This is a genomic window from Pseudomonas sp. TMW 2.1634, assembly GCF_001703595.1.
GTDB classification, from domain to species: domain Bacteria; phylum Pseudomonadota; class Gammaproteobacteria; order Pseudomonadales; family Pseudomonadaceae; genus Aquipseudomonas; species Aquipseudomonas fragi.
Window position 1 is genome coordinate 1442903 of sequence record NZ_CP016849.1, and the last position, 21495, is coordinate 1464397.

Annotated in this window: 19 protein-coding genes; 4 read left to right on the forward strand and 15 right to left on the reverse strand. The window is 63.2% G+C overall.

Annotated features, from left to right (window positions below):
• Positions 1 to 5 precede the first annotated feature (5 nt).
• The 4 genes from BFC21_RS06680 to BFC21_RS06695 all read left to right on the forward strand — a co-directional run bounded on the left by BFC21_RS06680 (position 6) and on the right by BFC21_RS06695 (position 3147).
• Positions 6 to 716, forward strand: a complete 711-nt coding sequence (locus BFC21_RS06680) for a histidine phosphatase family protein (RefSeq protein ID WP_016781112.1) — start codon at positions 6 to 8, stop codon at positions 714 to 716.
• Positions 717 to 772: 56 nt separating this feature from the next.
• The gene (locus BFC21_RS06685; RefSeq protein ID WP_016781113.1) at positions 773 to 1087 is read left to right on the forward strand and encodes an SCP2 sterol-binding domain-containing protein; all 315 of its coding nucleotides are present in this window, start codon (positions 773 to 775) and stop codon (positions 1085 to 1087) included.
• Positions 1088 to 1289: 202 nt separating this feature from the next.
• Complete coding sequence (locus BFC21_RS06690) at positions 1290 to 2357, forward strand: phosphotransferase family protein (RefSeq protein WP_120265833.1); 1068 nt, start codon at positions 1290 to 1292, stop codon at positions 2355 to 2357.
• A gap of 22 nt (positions 2358 to 2379) precedes the next feature.
• Entirely contained in the window at positions 2380 to 3147 is a 768-nt protein-coding gene (locus BFC21_RS06695; RefSeq protein ID WP_095003687.1) for an SDR family oxidoreductase, read from the forward strand.
• Positions 3148 to 3176: 29 nt separating this feature from the next.
• Here BFC21_RS06695 and BFC21_RS06700 read toward each other — a convergent pair whose 3' ends face one another.
• From BFC21_RS06700 to BFC21_RS06775, 15 genes are all read right to left on the reverse strand, one after another.
• Positions 3177 to 6155 carry an RHS repeat-associated core domain-containing protein gene (locus BFC21_RS06700; protein WP_120265834.1) on the reverse strand — a complete coding sequence of 993 codons (2979 nt, stop codon included), beginning with the start codon at positions 6153 to 6155 and terminating at the stop codon, positions 3177 to 3179.
• Positions 6156 to 6275: 120 nt separating this feature from the next.
• The gene (locus BFC21_RS06705; RefSeq protein WP_120265835.1) at positions 6276 to 7382 is read right to left on the reverse strand and encodes a nitronate monooxygenase family protein; all 1107 of its coding nucleotides are present in this window, start codon (positions 7380 to 7382) and stop codon (positions 6276 to 6278) included.
• Complete coding sequence (locus BFC21_RS06710; RefSeq protein WP_088377516.1) at positions 7379 to 8284, reverse strand: enoyl-CoA hydratase; 906 nt, start codon at positions 8282 to 8284, stop codon at positions 7379 to 7381. The genes BFC21_RS06705 and BFC21_RS06710 overlap by 4 nt, the downstream gene beginning before the upstream one ends.
• A gap of 15 nt (positions 8285 to 8299) precedes the next feature.
• Positions 8300 to 9097 carry an acyl CoA--acetate/3-ketoacid CoA transferase subunit beta gene (locus BFC21_RS06715; protein WP_016781119.1) on the reverse strand — a complete coding sequence of 266 codons (798 nt, stop codon included), beginning with the start codon at positions 9095 to 9097 and terminating at the stop codon, positions 8300 to 8302.
• Positions 9098 to 9108: 11 nt separating this feature from the next.
• A complete protein-coding gene (locus BFC21_RS06720) occupies positions 9109 to 9984 on the reverse strand; it encodes a CoA transferase subunit A (protein WP_088377517.1) in 876 nt (291 codons plus the stop codon).
• A 10-nt stretch (positions 9985 to 9994) separates the two neighbouring features.
• Positions 9995 to 10888: a VOC family protein gene (locus BFC21_RS06725; RefSeq protein WP_088377518.1), complete on the reverse strand. Its 894-nt coding sequence runs from the start codon at positions 10886 to 10888 to the stop codon at positions 9995 to 9997.
• A 203-nt stretch (positions 10889 to 11091) separates the two neighbouring features.
• A complete protein-coding gene (locus BFC21_RS06735) occupies positions 11092 to 12030 on the reverse strand; it encodes an OB-fold domain-containing protein (RefSeq protein WP_088377519.1) in 939 nt (312 codons plus the stop codon).
• A gap of 5 nt (positions 12031 to 12035) precedes the next feature.
• Positions 12036 to 13247: a thiolase family protein gene (locus BFC21_RS06740; RefSeq protein WP_088377520.1), complete on the reverse strand. Its 1212-nt coding sequence runs from the start codon at positions 13245 to 13247 to the stop codon at positions 12036 to 12038.
• A gap of 124 nt (positions 13248 to 13371) precedes the next feature.
• Positions 13372 to 15039 (reverse strand): DUF1302 domain-containing protein, encoded by a 1668-nt coding sequence (locus BFC21_RS06745; RefSeq protein ID WP_120265837.1) that lies wholly within the window; start codon positions 15037 to 15039, stop codon positions 13372 to 13374.
• Positions 15040 to 15103: 64 nt separating this feature from the next.
• Positions 15104 to 16192, reverse strand: coding sequence for an MBL fold metallo-hydrolase (locus BFC21_RS06750; RefSeq protein WP_120265838.1), 1089 nt, complete (start codon positions 16190 to 16192; stop codon positions 15104 to 15106).
• Entirely contained in the window at positions 16185 to 18047 is a 1863-nt protein-coding gene (locus BFC21_RS06755; RefSeq protein WP_088377523.1) for a long-chain-acyl-CoA synthetase, read from the reverse strand. The genes BFC21_RS06750 and BFC21_RS06755 overlap by 8 nt, the downstream gene beginning before the upstream one ends.
• Positions 18044 to 19117, reverse strand: a complete 1074-nt coding sequence (locus tag BFC21_RS06760) for an alkene reductase (RefSeq protein ID WP_088377524.1) — start codon at positions 19115 to 19117, stop codon at positions 18044 to 18046. The genes BFC21_RS06755 and BFC21_RS06760 overlap by 4 nt, the downstream gene beginning before the upstream one ends.
• Positions 19118 to 19126: 9 nt before the next feature.
• Positions 19127 to 19756 (reverse strand): nuclear transport factor 2 family protein, encoded by a 630-nt coding sequence (locus BFC21_RS06765; RefSeq protein WP_088377525.1) that lies wholly within the window; start codon positions 19754 to 19756, stop codon positions 19127 to 19129.
• 10 nt (positions 19757 to 19766) lie between these two features.
• Positions 19767 to 20540 carry an SDR family NAD(P)-dependent oxidoreductase gene (locus BFC21_RS06770; protein ID WP_016781129.1) on the reverse strand — a complete coding sequence of 258 codons (774 nt, stop codon included), beginning with the start codon at positions 20538 to 20540 and terminating at the stop codon, positions 19767 to 19769.
• 22 nt (positions 20541 to 20562) lie between these two features.
• Positions 20563 to 21297: an SDR family NAD(P)-dependent oxidoreductase gene (locus BFC21_RS06775; RefSeq protein WP_088377526.1), complete on the reverse strand. Its 735-nt coding sequence runs from the start codon at positions 21295 to 21297 to the stop codon at positions 20563 to 20565.
• Positions 21298 to 21495 lie beyond the last annotated feature (198 nt).

Here is a 21495-nt window from a genome sequence, read left to right on the forward strand (position 1 = left end):
CGCACGTGGGCAGCATTTATCTGATCAGACATGGCCAAGCCTCCTTCGGTGCCGACGACTACGACAGGCTGTCGCCGCTCGGCGTGCGCCAGGCCGAAATTGCCGGCCAGCACCTGGCCCATCTGGGCCTGCGCCTGGACCGTTGCCTGGCGGGCGACCTGTCGCGCCAGCAAGACACCGCGCGCCATGCCCTGGCGCAACTGGGCGCCGCCGGGCTGCCCGCCCCTACCGTTGAAACAGACGCTGCCTTCAACGAATTCGATGCTTTCGCCATACTCGACGCCCTGCTTCCCGGCCTGCTGCCAGACGAGCCCGAGGCCCTGACGGCGATGAACAATGCCGCCCATAACCCGGCAGAATTCCAGCGCATCTTTGAACTGATTATCGAACGCTGGATCAGCGGCACTTACGACGCGCCCGGGCTGGAAACCTGGCCGGGTTTTGTCGAGCGTGTACAGGGCGGGCTCAATCGCCTGCTCGACCTTGCCAAGGGCCAGCAGAACATTGCTGTGTTTACCTCGGCCGGCACCATTACCGCGCTGATCCACCTGCTGACCCAAATTCCCGCCACTGATGCCTTCAAGCTGGCGTGGCAAATCGTCAACACCTCGCTCAGCCAGCTCAAGTTTCATGGCCGCGAGGTCACCCTGGCTTCCTTCAACAGTCATGTGCATTTGCAACTGTTGAAGACGCCGGCACTCATCACCTATCGTTGAGCACCGGCAACCGCGGCCCTAGGGCCGCCGTACTCCACCCTTATAAGGATCGAACCATGACTTCTGTAGCTGATGCCGTTCAAGCAATGAAAGCCAAATTCAACCCAGCCGCTGCTGCAGGCCTGGACCTGGTATTTGGTTTCCGCATCGATGACGACAAGCACTTCTCCCTGATCGTCAAAGACAGCACCTGTGAACTCAAGGAAGGTGAGAACCCGGACGCCCAGGTAACTCTGGTGATGGACGGCGAGACCCTGGAAGGCATCGTCAGCGGCGAAACCGACGGCATGCAGGCCTTTATGGGCGGCAAGCTGCGCGCTGAAGGCGACATGATGCTGGCCATGAAGCTGAGCGAACTGTTCCCGGCCTAAGCCACACGCAACACCCAAAAACCGAAGCCCACGACGCTTCGGTTTTTTTTGCCCTGTGCTTCACTCAAACAGGCTTATCAAAGAGGCTGATTCCCCATTAACACCCCTGCCTATTAAGGCCGTGCCTGCCTTGTCGCGCCCCGGGTTGCCCATTAGATTAGCGAATGTTGTCAGGCCACAAATATAAGCAGAAGAGATAAACATGGCGCTTACCGACTCATCTACCCGCATCCGCCCTGGCGAAGAACTCGACGCCGGTCGCATTGACCCTTACCTCAAGGCGCACGTTCCGGGGCTGGTGGGAACACCTGCGATCAGCCAGTTCCCCGGCGGTGCCTCGAACCTGACCTACCTGATCGAATACCCCGGCAAGGAACTGGTGCTGCGCCGACCGCCCTTTGGTCAGAAGGCCAAGTCTGCCCATGACATGGGCCGCGAGTTCCGCATCCTCAACCAGCTCAGCGATGCCTTCCCCTACTGCCCCAAGGCCTACGCGCATTGCACTGACGAAAGCCTGATCGGCTCCGAGTTCTATGTGATGGAGCGGGTCAAGGGCATCATTCTGCGCTCGGACCTGCCAGCGGAACTGGCACTGGGCAGCGAGCAGACCCGCGCCCTGTGCAAGAGCTTTATCGACAAGCTGGTGGAACTGCATCGCGTCGACTACAACGCCTGTGGCCTGGGTGAGTTGGGCAAACCGCAAGGCTATGTGCAGCGCCAGATCAGCGGCTGGAGCGAGCGCTACGACAAGGCCCTGACCCCGGACGCGCCACGCTGGCACGCGGTCAAGGACTGGCTGCAGGCCCATATGCCGGCCGACCACCCCACCCCGGCCATCGTTCATAACGATTACCGCTTTGACAACGTGATCCTTGACCCCGCCGACCCGATGCAGATCATCGGTGTACTGGACTGGGAGCTGACCACCCTGGGCGACCCGTTGATGGACCTGGGCAATACCCTGGCCTACTGGATCGAAGCCGTCGACCCGGCCCCCGTGCAACTGATGCGACGCCAGCCGAGCAATGCCCCCGGCATGTTGACCCGCCGCGAATTCGTCGATTACTACGCTGAGCGCTCCGGGATTCAGATAGACAACTACGATTTCTACTACACCTACGGACTGTTCCGTCTGGCAGGTATCGTTCAACAAATCTACTACCGCTACTACCACGGCCAGACTGCGGACAAACGCTTTGCCCAATTCGTGCAAATGAACGCCCTGCTTGAGCAGATGAGCCTCACCGTCATTCGCCGTTCCAGCCTCTAAGCCGAGAACCCAAGGAAGCCCCATGTCCAGGACTCAACTGTTCGACCTTGATGGCAAAATCGCCTTTGTTTCCGGAGCCAGCCGCGGCATCGGTGAAGCCATCGCCAAATTGCTGGCCCGCCAGGGCGCTCATGTCATTGTTTCCAGCCGCAAGATCGAAGGCTGCCAGCCCGTGGCCGAAGCAATCATTGCCGAAGGTGGCAAGGCCACGGCCATTGCCTGCCATATCGGTGAAATGGAGCAGATTACCCAGACCTTTGCACGCATCCGCGCCGACTTTGGCCGCATCGACATCCTGGTCAACAACGCGGCGACCAACCCGCAGTTCTGCAACGTGCTGGACACTGACCTCAGCGCCTTCCAGAAAACCGTGGACGTGAATATCCGCGGCTATTTCTTTATGTCGGTCGAAGCCGGCAAGCTGATGCGCGAGCACGGGGGTGGCAGCATCATCAATGTGGCCTCGATCAACGGCGTATCGCCCGGGGTGTTCCAGGGCGTGTATTCCATGACCAAGGCGGCGGTCATCAACATGACCAAGGTGTTTGCCAAGGAATGCGCAGGCTTCGGCATTCGCTGCAACGCCCTGCTGCCGGGGCTGACCGACACCAAATTTGCCTCGGCGCTGGTCAGCAACGACGCCATCCTCAAGACAGCCCTGCAGCACATCCCGCTCAAGCGCGTGGCCGCGCCCGAGGAAATGGCCGGGGCGGTGTTGTACCTGGCCAGCGATGCATCCAGCTACACCACCGGTGTTTCGCTGAATGTGGATGGCGGTTTTCTGTCCTGAGCCAGTCACTCCCGGAGCAGGGGTGTTTTTCAGCCTCTGGCCGTTCTCCAGCGCGCAAACAGGCTGCTGTAACCACTTCTGGCGGTTTGCAGCAGCAGCCCGCGCACTTCGGTAAGGGCTGACACGACGCCCTTGGCCGCCCCTACCCAGGCCCGTGCCCGGGCACTTTGCCGGGCAATGGGTACGCCCGTGGCAAAGGCCGCAATGGCCTCGATGCCCACCCCCGCCCAGTAACTCCAGGTCTGGTTGAACATCCGGCTAAGCCCGCCCTGGGCGGTGTCCATCAAGGCGGGCAGTTGCAGTGTCTGGGCATGCCGCTCCAGGTGCGCAGTAGGATGGCCCGCGCGAATCCACGTCCCCGCTGCCGCATCGTAAGCCTCGATCGCCGGGGCCAGGTTGGACACCAGCGGTCCCGGCACATAGTGGCCATAGACCGCACCGGGGATGGTGGCCAGGCTATAGGCGCCCGCAGCCATCAACGTTCGCGGGATTCGTGCTGGCACCGGGGTCTGGCCCCAGACCACGCTGTCCCCCAGGCCGCTGAGCGCCTGCTGGACGATTTCCCGGCTAAAGGCCCGAACATGACCGGCCAGGCGCAGGCGGGCCACCGGGTCCCAGGCTTGACTCCCGCCCGCCTCCTCGATGGCACCACGCATTTCGAAACCCCGGTCCACCGCCGAGGCGGCAAAAAAGCCGATAAAGGGGCTCCAACGGGTAAGGTGGCCAAAAACCCCGGTGGTCATGTGCATCATGGTCAGTGCGTCCAGGGCCGCCACCACGCTTCTCAGGGCGGTGTTAGCTGCACTCGACGGTTGACGCCCCTCGAACAGGGCAATATCGACCCCGGCGCCTATGGCATTGCTTATATACGTGGCCAGGGCATCGCGGATTGCCGCCGCACTGGAGGCCTGCAGGCGCGACCGCACCAGGTTCGACACCCCCGTGGCGACACCTTTCACCGTAGCAACCAGGCTGCCCTGCCCGGCCACTTCGCTGCTTTGCAAGCCCTGCTCGTCCCGCCTGCTGATCGGGTTGCCCCGCGCCATCGCGTACAGGTTAAGGCCATCGACCGTGTCCCCCGGATCGGCGCTGATCCAGCGCCCCAGCCAGGGTGCGTAATAACGGTAGCCGTAGTAATAAAGACCGCTGGCATCGCGCTCCTTGCCCGAATAACGCACATGTTTGTAACTGGCCTCAATGGCCGATCTGGCCGCCCACCAGGCGGTGGCACCATAGGGGTAGCAACTTTCCTGGCTGAGCAGGCGCGCAGCACCATCCAGCTCCAGGGTGCTGCTGCCCAGGTGGTCTGTCAGGCTCAGGCGCAACTGGCGGTTATCGATGTCCGCGGGGCGGCCCTGTTCCCAGTGCAGGATCCGGGCAGCGCTGAGTTCGCCGGCAACAGTCAGCACATCCAGCCACTCGCCCGTGGCGCTGTTGCGACGGATTTCTAGCCCGGGCAAGTAGTACACGGCCTCGTTCCGGGGCAGACGATGGCCGTTCCTTTGTCGGACTTTAATCACCCGCGCCCCGCTACCGTCATAAACGCAGATTTCCTCATCGTTGGCCCCATCTGCCCGCGCCACCAGCGTTACCCGCTGCAACTGGTTGCGCAGGGTCCAGGCCAGGGCCTGGCCGGGCGCCAGCCTCTGCTGGTTGCCATTGCCATCAAAACCACTGCCCGGCCCCTGGCTGGCGGCCACCCCCGGCATTTGCTCAAGGCCATGATTGCTGCGCTGCGCCAGCCTCATCTGACGGGTATAGCCCGAGCCGTGGCTGGGGATGTGTTGCAACCGGGCCAGATTGCCACCGGCATCGTAGGTATAGACCTGGCGGTAATTACGCAAGCGCTGGGCGTTGCCCCCGGAGAACAGTGCAATACCGGGCAGTTGCGGGCCGCAGGTCTGGTCTGAACTTTCCCGGCCGGTGGCTTCGATCAGTTGGTAGAGGGTGTCGTAGACATAACTGCTCACCGCTTGCACACGGTTGTTATCAGCCCACTGCAAGGGTTGCGCGGCATCCGCCAACCTCAGCACATTACCGACCCGATCGTAGGTATAGGTCAGGTCTTGCAGCGGTTCACCCGGTTTGCCGGTGCGCCAAGTCTGGCGACGCTGCAGGCGATCATCCAGCGGGTTGTAGGTCAGAACACTGACCACGCCGTTGCCCGCCCGCTCGACTTCGATCTGGCCATTGGCGGTGTAGGTTCTTTGCTCTATCACCCGCTGCTCGGTGCTGCTGCCGGTGCGCACCCGCAGCGAGGTCAGCAGGCCATCCACCCCCTGCTGGAACACTTGCCGGTTGCCCCGGGCATCCGTCTGTTCGATCAACTGGCCCGTGGCATCATGGCGCCATTGTGTGCGCCAGCTGCCAGGTTCCAGATACGGCTCACGCCCTGCGCTGTGCACCGGCCAATCGGGGGGCAGGGATATGTCGCGCACAAAGCGCCGGGACTGGCTCGTCACCTGCCCCAGCAGGTCATAGCCCTCGAACCACAGCGTGCCTGCCGGGTCATTATGGCGCACCAACCGCCCGCAGCAGTTGAGCAAGCGGTGTTCTGCGCGATTGTCGGCATAGCTCAGGCGTTCGACACAACGACCGGTCGCGGCGTCGGCGCCCTGTTCGAACACGGCGCTCAGGCGCAGCAGGCCGTCGTATTCACAGGTGTGCCGTGTGCCACGGGCATCCCAGCTGTAGCGTAGTTGTGCCCCTGCGCCTGCCAGGGTGATACGTACACCCCGGTCGACATGGGTGCTGTGCAGCAGGCGCCCCGACAGTGAGTGGCGGTTGCGTTGATTGGCCACCGTGGCCGGATCCTGGCTGCGCAAGGCCAGCAGGCGGGCATCCCACAGCTCACCCACATGCCCCGTGGGGCCGAACACCTGACGGCTGATGCGTGCTTCGGCCAGCTGTGCCGCGCTACGCCGGTGGTAGGCCACCTGGCGCACGGGCAGCCCGCGAGGGTCGCAGGCGCTAAGCGTCGGGGTATGGCGATGCAAGGCTTGAGGCATGGGGCGAGTTCCTGAACTGCACAATAATTAAAAAGTGTAGTGATCAGGTTTGCTGCCCCACGGCCGTGTGCGGACCGGCTTTGTATCGAGATAAGTTCAGTTACAGCATAAAAGGCCCTTTCACAGCGCCGCCGGTTCACCAGCCCTACAGCGCACGGCCTGCTGACGTGCATTGACCGCGATCAGACAGCGTTCGGCCTCCTGTACCATCTCGTCGATCAGGCTCTGGCAACTTTTCAGCTCGCCAATGGCCGCGGCCACCTGCCCGCTCGACAAAATCCCCTCATCCGGCACGCCATCCACCATCGAGCGCTGCAACAGCACCGGCTGATTGGCCGCCATCACCGTCTGCGACAGCGCACCCGGGTCTTCTTTCACTGACTTTGCAAACACGCCGAGCATATGCCCAAGGCTCATGCCGGTGTGTTGCTTCCACTGCCAGGCGCTGCCCAGGGCAATGCGCAGGCGGCCAAAGGCGCTGGCTTGTTCCAGGCGCTTGATAAAGGCGTTTTCGATCATGCGGTGGCGCATGCCGTCCACCGCCATGGTCACGCGAATCTGCTGCGGGTCGGTGACGTTCACATAGCGTTCCAGGGTCGCCAGCGGTGTGGGCGATTCCTGAGTCATCAAAAACCGCGTGCCCATCGCTATCCCCGCCGCCCCCGTGGCCAGCGCCCCGGCCAGCCCGCGCCCGGTGGAATAACCGCCCGCCGCGATCACCGGCACCTTCACCGCATCCAGCACCTGGGGCAGCAAAATCGTGCTCGGTACCCCGCCGGTATGGCCGCCGCCTTCGCCGCCCTGCACGGTAATCATGTCAGCGCCCAGCTCCACAGCCTTGAGCGCGTGCTTGAGTGCGCCCACGGTGGGAATACACAGCACCCCGGCCTTTTTGAAACGGTCGATAGTTTGACGATCCGGGCCGCGACCATAACTGACCGCACGCAGACGGTATTCAATGGCCAGGTCCACGCACTGCGCAGCGTTTTCCTGGAACATATGAAAATTGAGGCCGAAATTGCTGCCACCCGTGGCCTCGATCACTCGCTGGATTTGCGCTTCCAGTTGATCCGCAGCAATGGTCGCCCCGGCCAGAAACCCGAAGGCCCCGGCGCGGGAGCTGGCGATCACCAGATTGGCATCCGCCACCCAGCCCATCGCGGTTTGCACAATGGGATAACGACAGCCCAGGGCATCGGTCAACGCCGTTTGCAGATACTCACTCATCGACGCTCTCCCGCAGCACTCTTGTTCGCTTCAATCATCGCCTTGGCGTCATAGCCGCCCAGCTTGTCCCCGGAGAGCAGTTCGTTATGGCTATGGGCGAAGTGATGCCAGGCAAACACCGCATCCATCGCCGTGCGCTTGCCCTGCAAGTCCTCGACGTGATTGATCGCCTGCTTGGTCAGCGCCAGGCCCATGCGCGGCTGCTTGGCGATGGCCGCCGCCAGCGCATAGGTACCCGCCTCCAGCCCCTCGCGGGCAAACAGGCGGTTGACCATGCCCATCTGATAGGCACGCTCAGCGCTCATACGATCGCCGGTAAACAGGAACTCCTTGGCAATGCGCGGGTTGAGTTCATAGGGATGGGCAAAGTATTCCACCCCCGGAATGCCCATGCGCACCACCGGGTCCTGGAAAAACGCATCGTCACTGGCCACGATCAGGTCACACACCCAGGCCAGCATCAGCCCGCCGGCGATGCACGCGCCCTGCACCATCGCGATGGTCGGCTTGGGCAATTCACGCCAGCGCCGGCACATGCCCAGGTACACCTCCTGCTCGCGGGCATACAGGTACTCGCCGCCCGGCTTGTTGGTGTGATCCCACCACAGGCTGGCGCGGTCGAATGCCTTGTTGATATCGCGCCCCGGGGTGCCGATATCGTGCCCCGCCGAAAAATGCTTGCCGTTGCCGCGCAACACAATGACCTTCACGGCGTCGTCATTGACGGCACGGCGAAAGGCATCGTCCAGGGCGTAGGTCATTTGCGAGTTCTGCGCATTATTGACGGTCGGCCGGTTCATCGTCAGCGTGGCAATTCCATCCGCCACCCCATAGAGCACCGGCTCCTCGGTTTCATACACAGCGGTATCAGCCCGCTGCACAAATTCGCTGTCGCTGCTCATGTGAACTCCTGGCCTTCAGGCCTGACGAATGCCGGGCGGGTTGCCCTTGAGCGCAGAGGCGCGATAGTCATGGGGATCGAGGCGGCGGATCAGCGCCAGTTGCTCCGGCGTCGGCGCCACGGTTTGCTTGAGGTCGGCGGCCTTGAGCAGCGGGAAGCCGGTTTTCTCCTGCACCTCTTCAAAGCTCACGCCAGGGTGCAGGGAACGCACCTGCACGGCGCGGTCCGGCCCGCCGAAGTCCATCACGCACAGGTCGGTAACGATCAGGCGGATGTCCATCAGGTCGCGGCGCATGCCTTCTTCCCAGCGCTCGGGCTTGAAGCCGACGCCCGAAACCATGTCCACTTCCCCGGCGACAAATGCCCGGGTGTTGTGCGCCGGGACGAAAAACGAGTTGATATGGTTGATGCTGTTGCCCGGCAAACCACGCACCCCGAGCATCGCCACTTTCGGCTTGTGATAGTCGCCGATGCACGACAGGTTGGTCTGGCCCCAGCGGTCGATCTGGGTCGGGCCAATCATCGCGTGGCGACGCCCGCCCCACACGCACTCGAACACCCGCTCGAACGACAGGTAGCCCGAGTAACGCGGCACATAGTCGCCGCGCGGGCCCAGGGGGATCGGTTCTTCTACCAGAAAGGCCTCGCTGTCGGTCATCAACAACTCGGGGCTATGGGTCAGCTTGGCCAGGCTCGCGCCCAGACGCGGGATTACACCCAGGCCCGAAGCAACCACTTCGCCGTTGCCACGCCAGGCTTCACAGGCGGCCACGATCAACAATTCAGCCAGGGTAAATTCGCTAGTAGCAGTCATGTAAAAGCTCCTTAAAACACGGGCAGCGGCAAGGCGCTGAGTCGGTCGACACCGCCATTGCTGGCCTGATAAGCGCTCTCGCCCGGGGTCACGAACTCGGCCATGTAGCCTTGCCAGCCGCCTTCTTCGGCGGCACTGGCGCTGTAGCGTTTCAAGTGGCTCAGGTCCCAGCCGTAGTCGGACGGGCACGACGTCGGGTGCGCGCCAAACGGTGCATGCACCACGCCGCTGACCAGGTAACGCTCAAAGGTGTTGAAGCGGGCCTGGACAGCATCCAGGCTCAGGCGCTCCTCGATGCGCTCACAGGACACAAAGCATTGTTTCGCGGCACGCGCATACAAATGATCGAAATACGGATCGGGGCCGGTCACCAGGGTGTTGCCCAAACGGTCGGCCACGTTGACATGCAGGAAGGCGATATCCAGGTTGAGCGCCGGCATGGCCAGCAGCACCTCGCCATCGGCATAGGGCGACTTTATCGGCTTGATGTCGGGGTTCAGGCGGCTGACATCGGTGGCCAGGCCACAGCGGGTGGGCAGGAACGGCAAGTGCATGCCGGCGGCGCGCAGGCCCCATTGCAGCATGCCCTCGTCCAGCTCCATCAGTTCCAGCTCACCGGCCTCGCGGGCCTTGCGAAAGTAGGGTTCCAGGGGGATGGCGTCGAGGGTGGCAAAACCGAAAATCAGCTTTTTCACCTTGCCGGCAGCGCAGAGCATGCCGACCTCGGGGCCGCCATAGGCGACCACGGTAAGGTCCTTGACGTCCGAGCGCAGGATCTCGCGCACGATCGCCATCGGCTTGCGCCGCGGGCCCCAGCCGCCGAAGCCGATGGTCATGCCGTCGCGCAACTGGCCGACCACATCGGCCGCTGTCATTTGCTTGTTCATGTGTTGCTCCTTACTGCTGCTGGCCGACGGAAAAATCGTGGCCCCACAGGCTGACCCGGGTGAATTCAAAAGCGCTGTGCTCCTGCCAGTCCACCAGCAGGCCGCCATAGCCGTACTCCAGGTCGAAACCTGAAGGGGTTTTCATATAAAAAGAGGTCATGTGATCGTTCAGATGCTGGCCGAGGGTGGCCGACAACGGCACGTCATGGGCGATGCGCCGGTCATGGGCGCGGCCCACTTCGGTCATGCAATCGACCTCGACCATCACATGCACGCAGCCTGACGGCACCGGGTATTCGGCCAGGGCCAGGCTGTGGTGACGGCTGTTCTTGCAATGCAGAAAGTGGATGCGAATCGGGGGGGCCGACGGGTCGGGGCGAAAGTTGAAAATGTCCGACAGCTCAAAACCCAACACATCCTTGGCAAACGCCAGGGTGGCATCGAAGTTCGGCGCAGGCAGCACGGTGTGGCCCAGGCCCATGTCCCCGGTGATAAACCGCGGCACACCCTGTGGCGAGACAAACGGCTGGCAATCGGAGCGATGGCCCCAGCTCAGTTCATGGCGGTTGCCTGATGGATCGGTAACGTGCAACAGCGCCTGTACACCGCGCTGATTGCATTGCTCGGCGGTGCCGTGGCGCCAGCTGACGTCGGCCTGGTCCAGCACTTCGATGGCGGCATTGAAAGCCTTCTCGCTGGCCAGCTCCCAACCCGAGGCCAGGTAGCGCGATTCGCCACCGGGCACGATCAGCATGCGAAACGGACGCTCATCCATCTTCACATACAAGCCGCCGGCGGGTGCTTCGCTGACCATCATCCCGAGCACGTCTGTGGCGTAACGCTGCCATTGAACGGGATCTGCAGACTCTGCAACGAAGTAGCTCAAACCACGAATATCGATCATGTGCCTGCTCCTCAATGCCTGTATTTATTGGCTTGGGGCAGTATGGGAAGGTTGCGGGCGGGACTCATCGTCCGTTGAGACTAAAGCTTGCCAGGCGGGGCGCCTTAAACCGGTGGGAGCGGGCTTGCCCGCGATGCAGGCGGCGCGGTGTGCCATTAAAACCGCGTCGATGCCATCGCGGGCAAGCCCGCTCCCACAGGGCATCACATATACAGGATCACCAGCTCATTGATCACCGACGGCCGCTCGCTGCCCAGCACATGGGTGTTGAGTTCCAGGGTCAGTTGGGTGCCGCTCTTGACCCGCTCCACCCGCTTGACCCGCGCCCGTGCATGGATGGTCGAGCCCGCCGGTACCGGTGCCGGAAAGCGCAGGCGGTCCGAGCCATAGTTGACCATATTGCTATACCCGGTGATCTCGTAACCCAGGTTGAGCTTCATCCGCGACTGCAGGATCTGCACCAGCGCACCGTGGGCGATGGTGCCGCCAAACGGACTGTGCTTGCGCGCCCGCTCCGGATCCGTGTGGATCCAGTAATCATCCCCGGACAATTGGGCAAAGCTGTCAATCAGCCCCTGATCAACCACCACCTGGTTGCTCCACGGGCTGAACTCGTCGCTGACCAGCGCCTGCAACGCCGCGTCGTCATCCAGCGCCACCTGACGCACCTGTACAACGGCTTCTACCACGGGCTGTTCTACCGCACGCAAGGCCTTCAAGCCCTCGGCGTCCTTGTCCAGCCCGGTAAAGCGCAGCAGCCGGTTGCCCTTGGCATCGACCTCGGCATACACCGGTTGCAGGCGCATACCGACCTTCACTTCGGCCTCGTCCAGCCCCACCAGATTGGTGTTGATGCGCACCCCCTGGTCCAGCTCGACCACCGCCAGTATCTGCGGCATTTCATCGGCAAAGTCGGGCAGGGTCGCGATGCGGGTCACGGTGAAACTGTACAGCGTCGCCCCGCCGCTGACTTCACGCCAGGCCAGTGCATGGGTGAAGCACGCCGGGCAATGCCGGCGCGGGTAAAACACCCAGTGGCTGCAGCGCTCACATTGCTGAATCAGCAGGCGCTCGGCCTTCAAGCCTTCCCAGAACGGTGCAGAAATCTCGGTCGGAACCGGCATTGGTTTATTGTTCGACATTAGACTCAAGCTCCCTGAAGTATCAATGCGCCCTGCTCACTCATCACCCCACCGGTGCCTGAGACATACACCGTGTCGCAGCGCTTGAGCTGGCGTTCCCCCGCCTCGCCGGCAATTTGCGTTACGGCCTCGATCACCTGGCTCATGCCCCCCGCCGCACCCGACTGGCCAAAGCTGAGCTGGCCGCCGTGGGTGTTCATCGGGAAGTCACCGCGCCAGGTCAGGTCGTGTTCGCGCACAAAGCTCATGCCTTCGCCCTTGGCGCAAAACCCGGCGTCTTCCAGGGTCAGCAAGGCGGTGATGGTGTAGCAGTCATAAATTTGTGCAGCATCCACATCGCCCGGCTTGAGCCCGGCCATCGCAAATGCCCGCTGCGAGGCAGGCCCGATGGGCGTGTGCAGCATGTCCTGGGCATAGGACGGTGACTTGAATGCCAGATGCTCGCCAAAACCGGTGATCCACGACGGCCGCTTGCGGGCCCGGGCCGCCACTTCTTTGGAGGCGATAATCATCGCGGCGCCACCGGCTACCGGCATGACGATTTCCAGCACATGCAGCGGGTCGGCGACTTTCTTGCTGGCCAGTACCTGCTCGATGGTCAGCGGCTGGCCGTAGAACATCGCATCAGGGTTGTACTGGGCATTGGTGCGCTGATCGACGGCGATTTTTGCCAGTGCCCGCGGGTCATAGCCATATTGCGCGGCATAGCGCTGGGCGATCATGGCGTAGCCGGTGTTCTGGCCCATGTGGCCATACGGCAAGTCGAATTCGGCTTCGGGGGCACCGAATGCCGTGCTGTGCCCGCCATAGCGCATGGCCCGGGCCATCCAGCTGGCGTCTTCATCCGGGCCCAACGGCGCCATGCGTGCCGGCAGCACGCACAGCACCGCCTGGCACAAACCCAGCTCGATGGCGGCCGCCGCGCGCCAGACCATGCCCACCGACGTACAGCCGCCAAGGTCGACCACCTCGGCAAAATTCAGGCGCATGCCCAGGTACTCGGCGGCCATCGCCGGCACGAACACCGAGGCTTCATGAAACTGCGGGCCGTTGATCACCAGGCCGTCGAGATCCGATGCCTGCAAACCGGCATCCTGTAATGCCCGGGCTGCCAGGTCGGCGACTTGCTCCAGATGGAACATGCGCGGCGCCGTGGCGTATTTCTCGGGTTTGTACTGAGCGCTGCCAACAATGGCGGCATGACCTTTAAGACCCATGGTTATCTCTCTTTAAAAGTGCAAATCAGGCCGTTGCGTGGGTGCGGGCTTGCTCGCGATGGCATCGAGGCGGTGCAATACATACACCGCGCTGCCTGCATCGCGGGCAAGCCCGCTCCCACAGTCAGAACGTGTATTTCATCGAGAACGTGGCGTAGTCACGGTCTGCCAGCGGGCGGTAGATCGGGTCCGGCGAGCCCAGGTAACCGATGTACTTGAGCGACACTTCCAGGTTGCTCAGGTACTTGAAGGTGGTTCCCGCGCTCAGGCGCCGGTCACCCGCCACCCCGGCAATGGTCCCGGCCATCGGGGCCGCACCGCTGAACACGTTGGAGAAGGTGAACGGCACTTCCAGGTCCCAGCCCTGGAAAACCCCCGGGTAGCTGAACGAGGCGCCCACGGTGTAGGCGCTCGACGAGCGGGTGCGCCAGGCTGTGGCGGTCTTGTAGGTGTACTGGTCGGACGGCTGCACGGACGGCAACAGCGACGGCAACAGCCCCACCCCCTCCAGGTTCGGTGCGGCCGAGGTTTCGTCGGCGTGGTCAGCACGCACGGTGACAAATTCACCGGTCAGGGTGGTCTGGCTGGCCCACGGGCGGTCCCCCAGGATGCGCATCGCCGACAGCTGGAACTGCTGGCCACGCCCCTTGGCCGGTACCGGCCCCAGGCCGGTGTTGACCATTACAGGGGCACCGTCGCGGTACGACCATTCCGCACCCAGCTGGTATTCGCCCAGCTTGGTGGTGGCACTGATGCCGGTCAGCTTGATGTCTTCAAAGTATTTGACCCGGTAGCCGTTGGCCTTGTAAGCCAGGCCACCGGGGCCTGCCGGTATCGGGTCCCAGCCCACCAGTGCAGTCGCCGGGTTTTTGTCGTGGTACACCACATGGAACAGCGACAGTTCAAGGTCGGTGATCGGCCGGTAGCGTACCTGTGCGCCCCACTGGCCGCTGTCGCGCGGCTCATCGGTACCCAGGTAAGGCACCTTGTTGGCGCCCATGTACAAGAACTCGCGGCCCGGGCCGATCACGTCGGAAGTCGACAGGAAGCTGCCCACTGGCGGCAATTCAGTGCCCTTCCACTCGTACTGCACATAGCCGCCGAGGGTGAATTGCGGGTTGATGCGGTACGACGCCGAGAACTGCCCCACCGGCAGCAACACCTCTTTGACCTCAACCCCCGGCTGCGCCGCCTTGACCGCGTCGGACGGGTTTTGCACGCCGTTCACGCCCGGGTAGTACAGGCTTTCACCCCAGGACTCGATATGCCGGCCGGCTTTGACATCGAGCATGGTGTCGTTTTCAAAACGCCAGCCGCCGAACACATAAGCGTCAAGCAGGCGTGTACGCCCGCCGCTGTAATAACGGGTGTTGCTGGTGAACTCGTCGTTGTCGCCATACTTGTTGACGGTGGCCGGTGAGTCGTTGTCGTTTTTGCGGTGATACACGTCGTCGTAAAAAGTACTGGCGCGCACCACCGCGCCGTAGTTGTCCTTGCGCAGGATCATCTCGCCCAGCGCGCCCACCCGGTTGGTGGTCAGGCTGTGCTGGTCGAAGTTGCGGTTCGGATCATCAGCGTTAATCCCCATCAGCCGGTCGCTGGGCTTGCCCAGGCGCGTGCCGATGCCGTAGCTGGTGGTCACCGACCAGTCAATCGTGGTGCCGTCATCGAACTCAATGGTGTCCCCTGCCCACAACGGGCTGCAGACCAGCGCCACGGCAACGGCCAGGCCACTGGCCTGGAAGTTGTGCGGGCGCGGCCCTGAACATTTATTGTTATTTTTATTGATCACTCTGCCTCTCCTGATTAGCGACTCGTTGGCCGCTTCGATGGGTTCAAGCGTCATTGCGTTGTGCTCAAAACAACTGCAGCGGGTCGAACTTCACGACTCCTGTCGGGGCCAGCCGATAACGATGCAGCCCTCCTTGCACCTCACGAACGAGCGCCCCCTCGGCCATAAGGTAATTGGCGTGCGCCAACGTCTCCCCAAGCGCCATCAGCTCGTCGAAACGGCCTGACAGCTTTTTGAACAGCACCGCCATCAGCTCCAGCCCGGTGCGCGGTTGCGCACAGGCCGCGAGCAACTGCTGCAAGTGGTTGTGATGGTGGTCACGCAACTGGTCCAGACGCAGATGCAGGTTGAAAAACGGCCGCTCATGGGCCGGCAGCACCAGCACGCTGTCGGGGATCACCCGCAGCCGTTCGATGGAGTCCAGCCAGTCGCGCAGCGGGTTGGCGGCAGGTTCGGTGACGTACACGGCGATGGTCGAGGTGATGCGCGGCAACACCTGGTCGCCGGAAATCAGCAGGCCATCGTGCGCGGCATACAGGCAGGCATGTTCCGGCGAATGGCCGTTGCCCATCACCACCTGCCAGCGGCGCCCGCCGATGGTCAGTTCGCTGCCGTGGCGTAACCGGGTAAACCCGGCCACCAGCTGCGGGCGAAAGTGCTCGCCCTGGATCAGCGGTAGCAGCGAGGTGGCGCGCTCGGCGCTGAAGCCGGCCTTTTGATAGAAATCCAGAAACGCCCAGTCCGGCTCTGCCGCCATGGGTGGGCCGTGATGCAAGGCATCGAACTCGCCCTGGGTCATCAGCACCGGGCAGTGAAAACGCTCGGCCAGCCAGCCGACCACACCGGTGTGGTCGCTGTGAAAATGGGTGCAGATCACCGCCTTGAGCGGCAAGCCAGCCATTGCCTCGACAAATACCTGCTCCCATACGCTGCGGCATTGATCACTGTTCAGGCCAGTATCCACCGCCACCCAACCGTCAGCGTGACGCAGCAGGTACAGGTTGATGTGGTCGAGGCCAAATGGCAGCGGCATGCGCAACCACAGCACCCCCTCGGCCACAACCTGCACCTGGCCGTTGGCCGGGGCCTGCGGCCAGGGGTAGCGCAGGCCGTCACGCCATTGATGGCCCTGGGCGTCGAGGTCATCACTCATGGCTGGCCCCGGCAAACGGCAGCAGGCCGTTACGGGCCAGTACCTGCAGTGAATACGGCTGATAGCTGGCGCTGCTTTCATCGCGCACGAACAGCGGGTCACTGAATAACTGCGGGGCGTAGCCCTGACGCTGCAAGTCGACCTTGCGCAGCTTGAAGGTGCTGGTCAGGTCGGCCGCAGGGGTGACCCGCACAAACACCGGCGCCGCATAACGGGGCAAACGCGCCAGGGTCAGGTCATAGAAGGCCTGCGGGTCAAAGGCATGCCCGGGCTGCATCAGCACCGCCGCCATCCCGGCCCGCCCTTCATGCTCGGGCACCTGCACACCGTAGACGTTGATCAGCTCAAGACCCGGCATATCGCTCAGGGTGTCGGCCACTTCCAGGGTGGAAACGTTCTCGCTTTTCCAGCGGTAGGTGTCGCCGATGCGGTCGACAAAGTAGAAATAACCCTCGTCGTCATAGCGCAGCAGGTCCCCCGAACTCCAGTAGGCATCCCCTTCCTGGAACACGTTGCGGCGGATCTTGCTCTCGGTGGCGGCCGCCTGGGTGTAGCCCTCGAAACGCCCGCCGCCAATTTGCGGGTGGTCAATGATAAAGCCCATTGCCTCGCCCAGTTCACCGGGCTGGCACAGCTGGTAGAAACCGTTTTCGTCCCGGGGATGGCTGTCGCTTTCGACGTCGTACCGCACCAGGCGCAGATTGGTGCGGCTCCAGTCTGGTACACGACCACAGGACCCTACATAGTTGTCGACGTTGATCAGGTTGGCGTTGGACTCCGTGGCACCCCACCCCTCGAACACCTGGATCGGGCCGAACCGCTCCAGCCAGCGTTGCCAGGATTCCGGGGTCAGCCCGGCACCGAGCATATGGCGCAAGCTGTGCTCGCGCTCGCCGGCCACCACGGGCTGGTTGAGCAGGTAGCGACAGATCTCGCCGATGTACTGGAACACGGTGATGCGATTGCGCCGCACATCGGCCCAGAACTCGCGCACGCTGAACTTGCGCCGCATGACGATGCTCGCCCCGGCACGCAATGCCGTTGACGTCACCGAGGTGGCCGCCGCGCCGTGGTACAGCGGCAGGCAGCAATAAAACACGTCGTCGCAGGTGGCCCCCAGGGTCACCTCCATCACGTCACCCGAAGACATCCAGCGCATATGGCTGTAGCGCGCCGCCTTGGGCAGGCCGGTGGTGCCCGAGGTAAAAATCAGCAGGGTGGTGGTTTCAGCCGTGATCGCTGCGCGCACGTCACGGGGGAACACCGTGCCTGGCGCCTGCCTGATCTGCTCGGCAAAGTCACAATCGACAAAGGTCGGCAGCGGGCCGTCAAACGGGTTGAGGGCATCTTCAACCAGCCAGAGCGGCACATCCGGCAGGCCATCGGTGCCCAGCAGGTTGCCCAGGCATTCCTCGCCCACTACCACCGCCTTGGCGCCCGTGGATTGCAGGGCATGCACCAGCGGCTTGCCGGTGACCTGGGTGTTGATGAACGCCACCACCACACCGAGCTTGACCAACCCGAACCAGCTGAAGAAAAACTGCGGGCGGTTTTCCATGGCAATCGCGCACACGTCGCCCGGGCGCAGCCCCTTGGCATAGAACACATGGGCCATGCGATTGGCCTGGGCCTCCACGCTGGCGTAGCTGAACCGCTGCTCGCCAGCGATCAAGAAGGGCCGCTCGGCAAAGGCCCGCGCCTGCTGCTCCAGACGGTCGGCCAGGGTGTACAGGTCCGCTGGTTTGATCCGGGCACTGGCCGCAGAACGCAAGTCCAGCAGGGCCTGGGTTTGCTGGCGCGGAACGGGCTGTTGTGTGGGCGCCACCAGGGCGCTGATCCGGGACATGTCGTTCATGCGCTCACCGCTTCGGCCAGGGGGTAGTCGCTGTAGCCTTCAGGGCCCGGGGAATACAGAGTCTTGCGCTCGAAACGGGCCAGGGGCAGGCCCCTGCGCAGGCGCTCGACCAGGTCCGGGTTGGCGATAAAGTGCCGGGCAAACGACACCGCGTCGCCCTGCCCGGCCTGCAACGCGGCGTGCGCCGATTCGCCGTCAAAGCCGTCATTGAGGATCAGGCCGTTGCTGCAATGACGCTGGGCCAGGGCAAAGGCATCCAGCTCGGCCAGGGGTGAGCGCATGATATGTACATAGGCCAGGCCCAGCGGCTCGGCGGCCTTGCACAGCGCCACGGCGGTACCCAGCGGGTCCTGATCTTCAATATCGTTGAACGGGTTACCCGGGCACAGCCGCAAGCCCACGCGCCCGGCGCCGATGGCCGCCGCCATCGCCGCCAGCACTTGCGCCGGGAAACGCACGCGGTTCTCGACGCTGCCGCCGTACTGGTCATCGCGCAGGTTGCTGCCTGACGCCATGAACTGCATGGGCAGGTAGCCGCTGGTGCAGTGCAGCTCGACGCCGTCAAAACCGGCGGCGCGGGCATTCAGTGCCGCCTGGCGATAGTCACCGATCACCTGCCCGATAGCGTCCAGCGTCAGGGCCTGCGGCTCGTCGGTATCGACCAGCCCGGCCGCATCGGTAAACAGTTGGGTGCGGGCGCGCAAGGCCGAGGGTGCTACCGTGGCGGCCCCCTTGGGCTTGTTCATCGCGCTGGCGGCGCGGCCCACATGCATCAGTTGCAGCACGATCAGGCCGCCCTCGGCGTGGACCGCATCGGTCACGGCCTTCCACGCAGCGATCTGCGCCGGGGTGTAAATCGCCGGGGTGCGGCAGTAGCCCAGGCCGCTGGCCGACGGCGACGTGCCTTCGGCAACGATCAGCCCGGCCGAGGCACGCTGGCGGTAGTACTCGACCATTTCGGCGGTCGGCACGCCCTGCGCATCGGCGCGGCTACGGGTCATGGGGGCCATGACGATGCGGTTGGCCAGCTCAAGCTCGCCCAGGCGCACGGGTTCAAACAAAATGCTCATGGTTATTCCTCAGCGCACGCGAATTTTCGGCGCACCAGCCCCACGGCGCAGGGTGGCTAGAAAGTGTTCGACCGGGGCAGCTGGCGCCACTTGCGGCAGTTGTTCCTTGTCCGGGCGTTGAGCCCAGAATTCGGTCCAGGACGGGAACAGGTCGTGAAACGTACCGGCGTAGGGTTCGCGCCCCGGCCAGCGCATTTTTTGCGTGCCGATCGGCGGTTTGTTGAGGTCACTGGCGTACCAGTAGCACGGCAGGCGGCGGCGGAAATACCAGCGCCCCTGCATACGCTCGTAGTCATCCCAATAGAGCATTTGCATGGTCACCCACTCGGGGCCGGTCTCGTGCTCGTTCTTGGAATACACCACGCCCACCGCATGGTCAGGGTCGGTGAATTCGATCAGGTGCTGGCCCAGATGATGGGAGGTGCCGTGAAACTGCTCGCGCAGGGTGTCATCGACCCAGGCCTTGAGGTGCGCCCGCCCGGTTTTTTCGCGGCCCACGCGAATGTCTTCGGCAAACAGATTGACGTGGGCATCGAGGTCGCGCATGTCCAGCGACAGCGAATATTTGCCGGCCAACTGGCGGATTTCTTCAATCGACTCCAGTCGGTCGAGACGGGCTAGCAAGGCGTTCTGTTCCATAAAAAGGTCCTTATTCCAGTACCGTGTACAGCTCGCTGCTGCGCCCGCCATCCACCGGCAGACAAGCACCGGTGATGTAAGAAGCCTCGTCGCTGGCCAGGAACAGAATGGCGTTGGCCACTTCCACCGGCTGGCCGACGCGTTTGAGCGGGATGAGTTTTTCGGTATTGGTGCGCGTCTTGTCATCGGTGAGCATGCCTGCCGTGGCCGGGGTCTCGACCACACCCGGGCTGACCACGTTGCAACGGATGTTGTGGCTGGCGCCCTCACTGGCCGCAGCGCGGCTAAAGTTGATCACCGCCGCCTTGGCGGCCGAGTAACCGGCCATCCACGGCGTACCGAACTGCCCGCAGATCGACGCCAGGTTGATGATCGAGCCGCTGCCCTGGGCACGCATCAGGCCCAGGGCCGTGCGCGTGCCCCAAAAGGTGCCGTCCACAGTGGTGGCGAAGTTCGAATGCCAATCGGCCGTCGAGGTGCTGTCAATCGCGCCCCAGCTGTAGGCCATCGCGTTGTTGACCAGAATGTCCAGGCGGCCGTGGCGCTGCGCCGCATCGTTGATGGCTGCGACATAGGCCGCTTCATTGCTGACATCGGCCACTGCGCACTCGGCGCACCCACCGCTGTCACGGATCTGCGCGGCGACGGCCTGCAATGGCTCGATGCGCCGACCGCAGAGCACCACCCGCGCGCCCTCCTCGGCAAACCGCAACGCCGTAGCCGCCCCGATGCCGGAACCGGCGCCGGTCACAAATGCAACCTTGCCCTGTAAACGAGTACCCATGTTCTGCTCTCCCATTGGCCTGTCAGATAAACGCCATGCCGCCGTTGACCGCGAGGTTCTGGCCGGTGATGAATGCTGCGTCTTCGCTGGCCAGAAAGGCGGCGACACGGGCGATTTCATGGGTTTCGCCCATGCGGCCCAGGGGGATGGCCTTGAGCATGCTTTGCATCCAGTCGTCCGGGATGTCGGCCATCATTGGCGTGTTGGTCGGGCCCGGAACGATGGTGTTGACGCGTATGCCGTTGCCTGCCAGTTCGCGGGCCATGCTGCGGGTCAGGCCCATTACCCCGGCCTTGGCCGCGCAGTAATGGCTGGGGCCTTCACCGGTCAGCGCCGCGGTGCTGGAGATATTGATAATCACCCCGGGCGTGGCGGCGGCAAGCATCAGTTTTACCGCTTCACGGCTGCAGAAAAACGTCCCGGTGAGGTTGACCCCGATCACCCGTTGCCAGTGCTCGTCAGGGGTTTGCGCGAAGGCATCGATGGAGCCGATGCCGGCGTTGTTGACCAGCACATCGAAGCTGCCGAAATGGGCGTAAACCCCCGCCATTGCCGTAGCCACCGAGTCGCTGTCGGCCACGTTGCAACTCACCGCCAGCGCCATGTCGCCCAAGCCTTCAATGCTCTGGCGTGCGGCTTCGAGGTTGATATCGGCGGCAACGACCTTGGCCCCTTGCTCGGCAAAGTGGCGCACGATCGCCCGCCCCATGCCCTGGCCTGCACCTGTTACAAACGCCACTTTATTCAGCAGTTTCATCGTGTTCTCCCACCTGCCCGATGTCGGCCCGCCGGCAAACCCGGACGGTGTATGGGAGCAATCATTGACTGGCGCAAAAAGCTGAACATCGTCCGATGGGACTAAGCAGCCCCGCAGCGGATGACGACCGTAGCAGCTGACGAGCAGCGCGAGGCTGCGTCCGGCGGCGAAGCCGTCGTAAATCAGTTAAACGCGGTG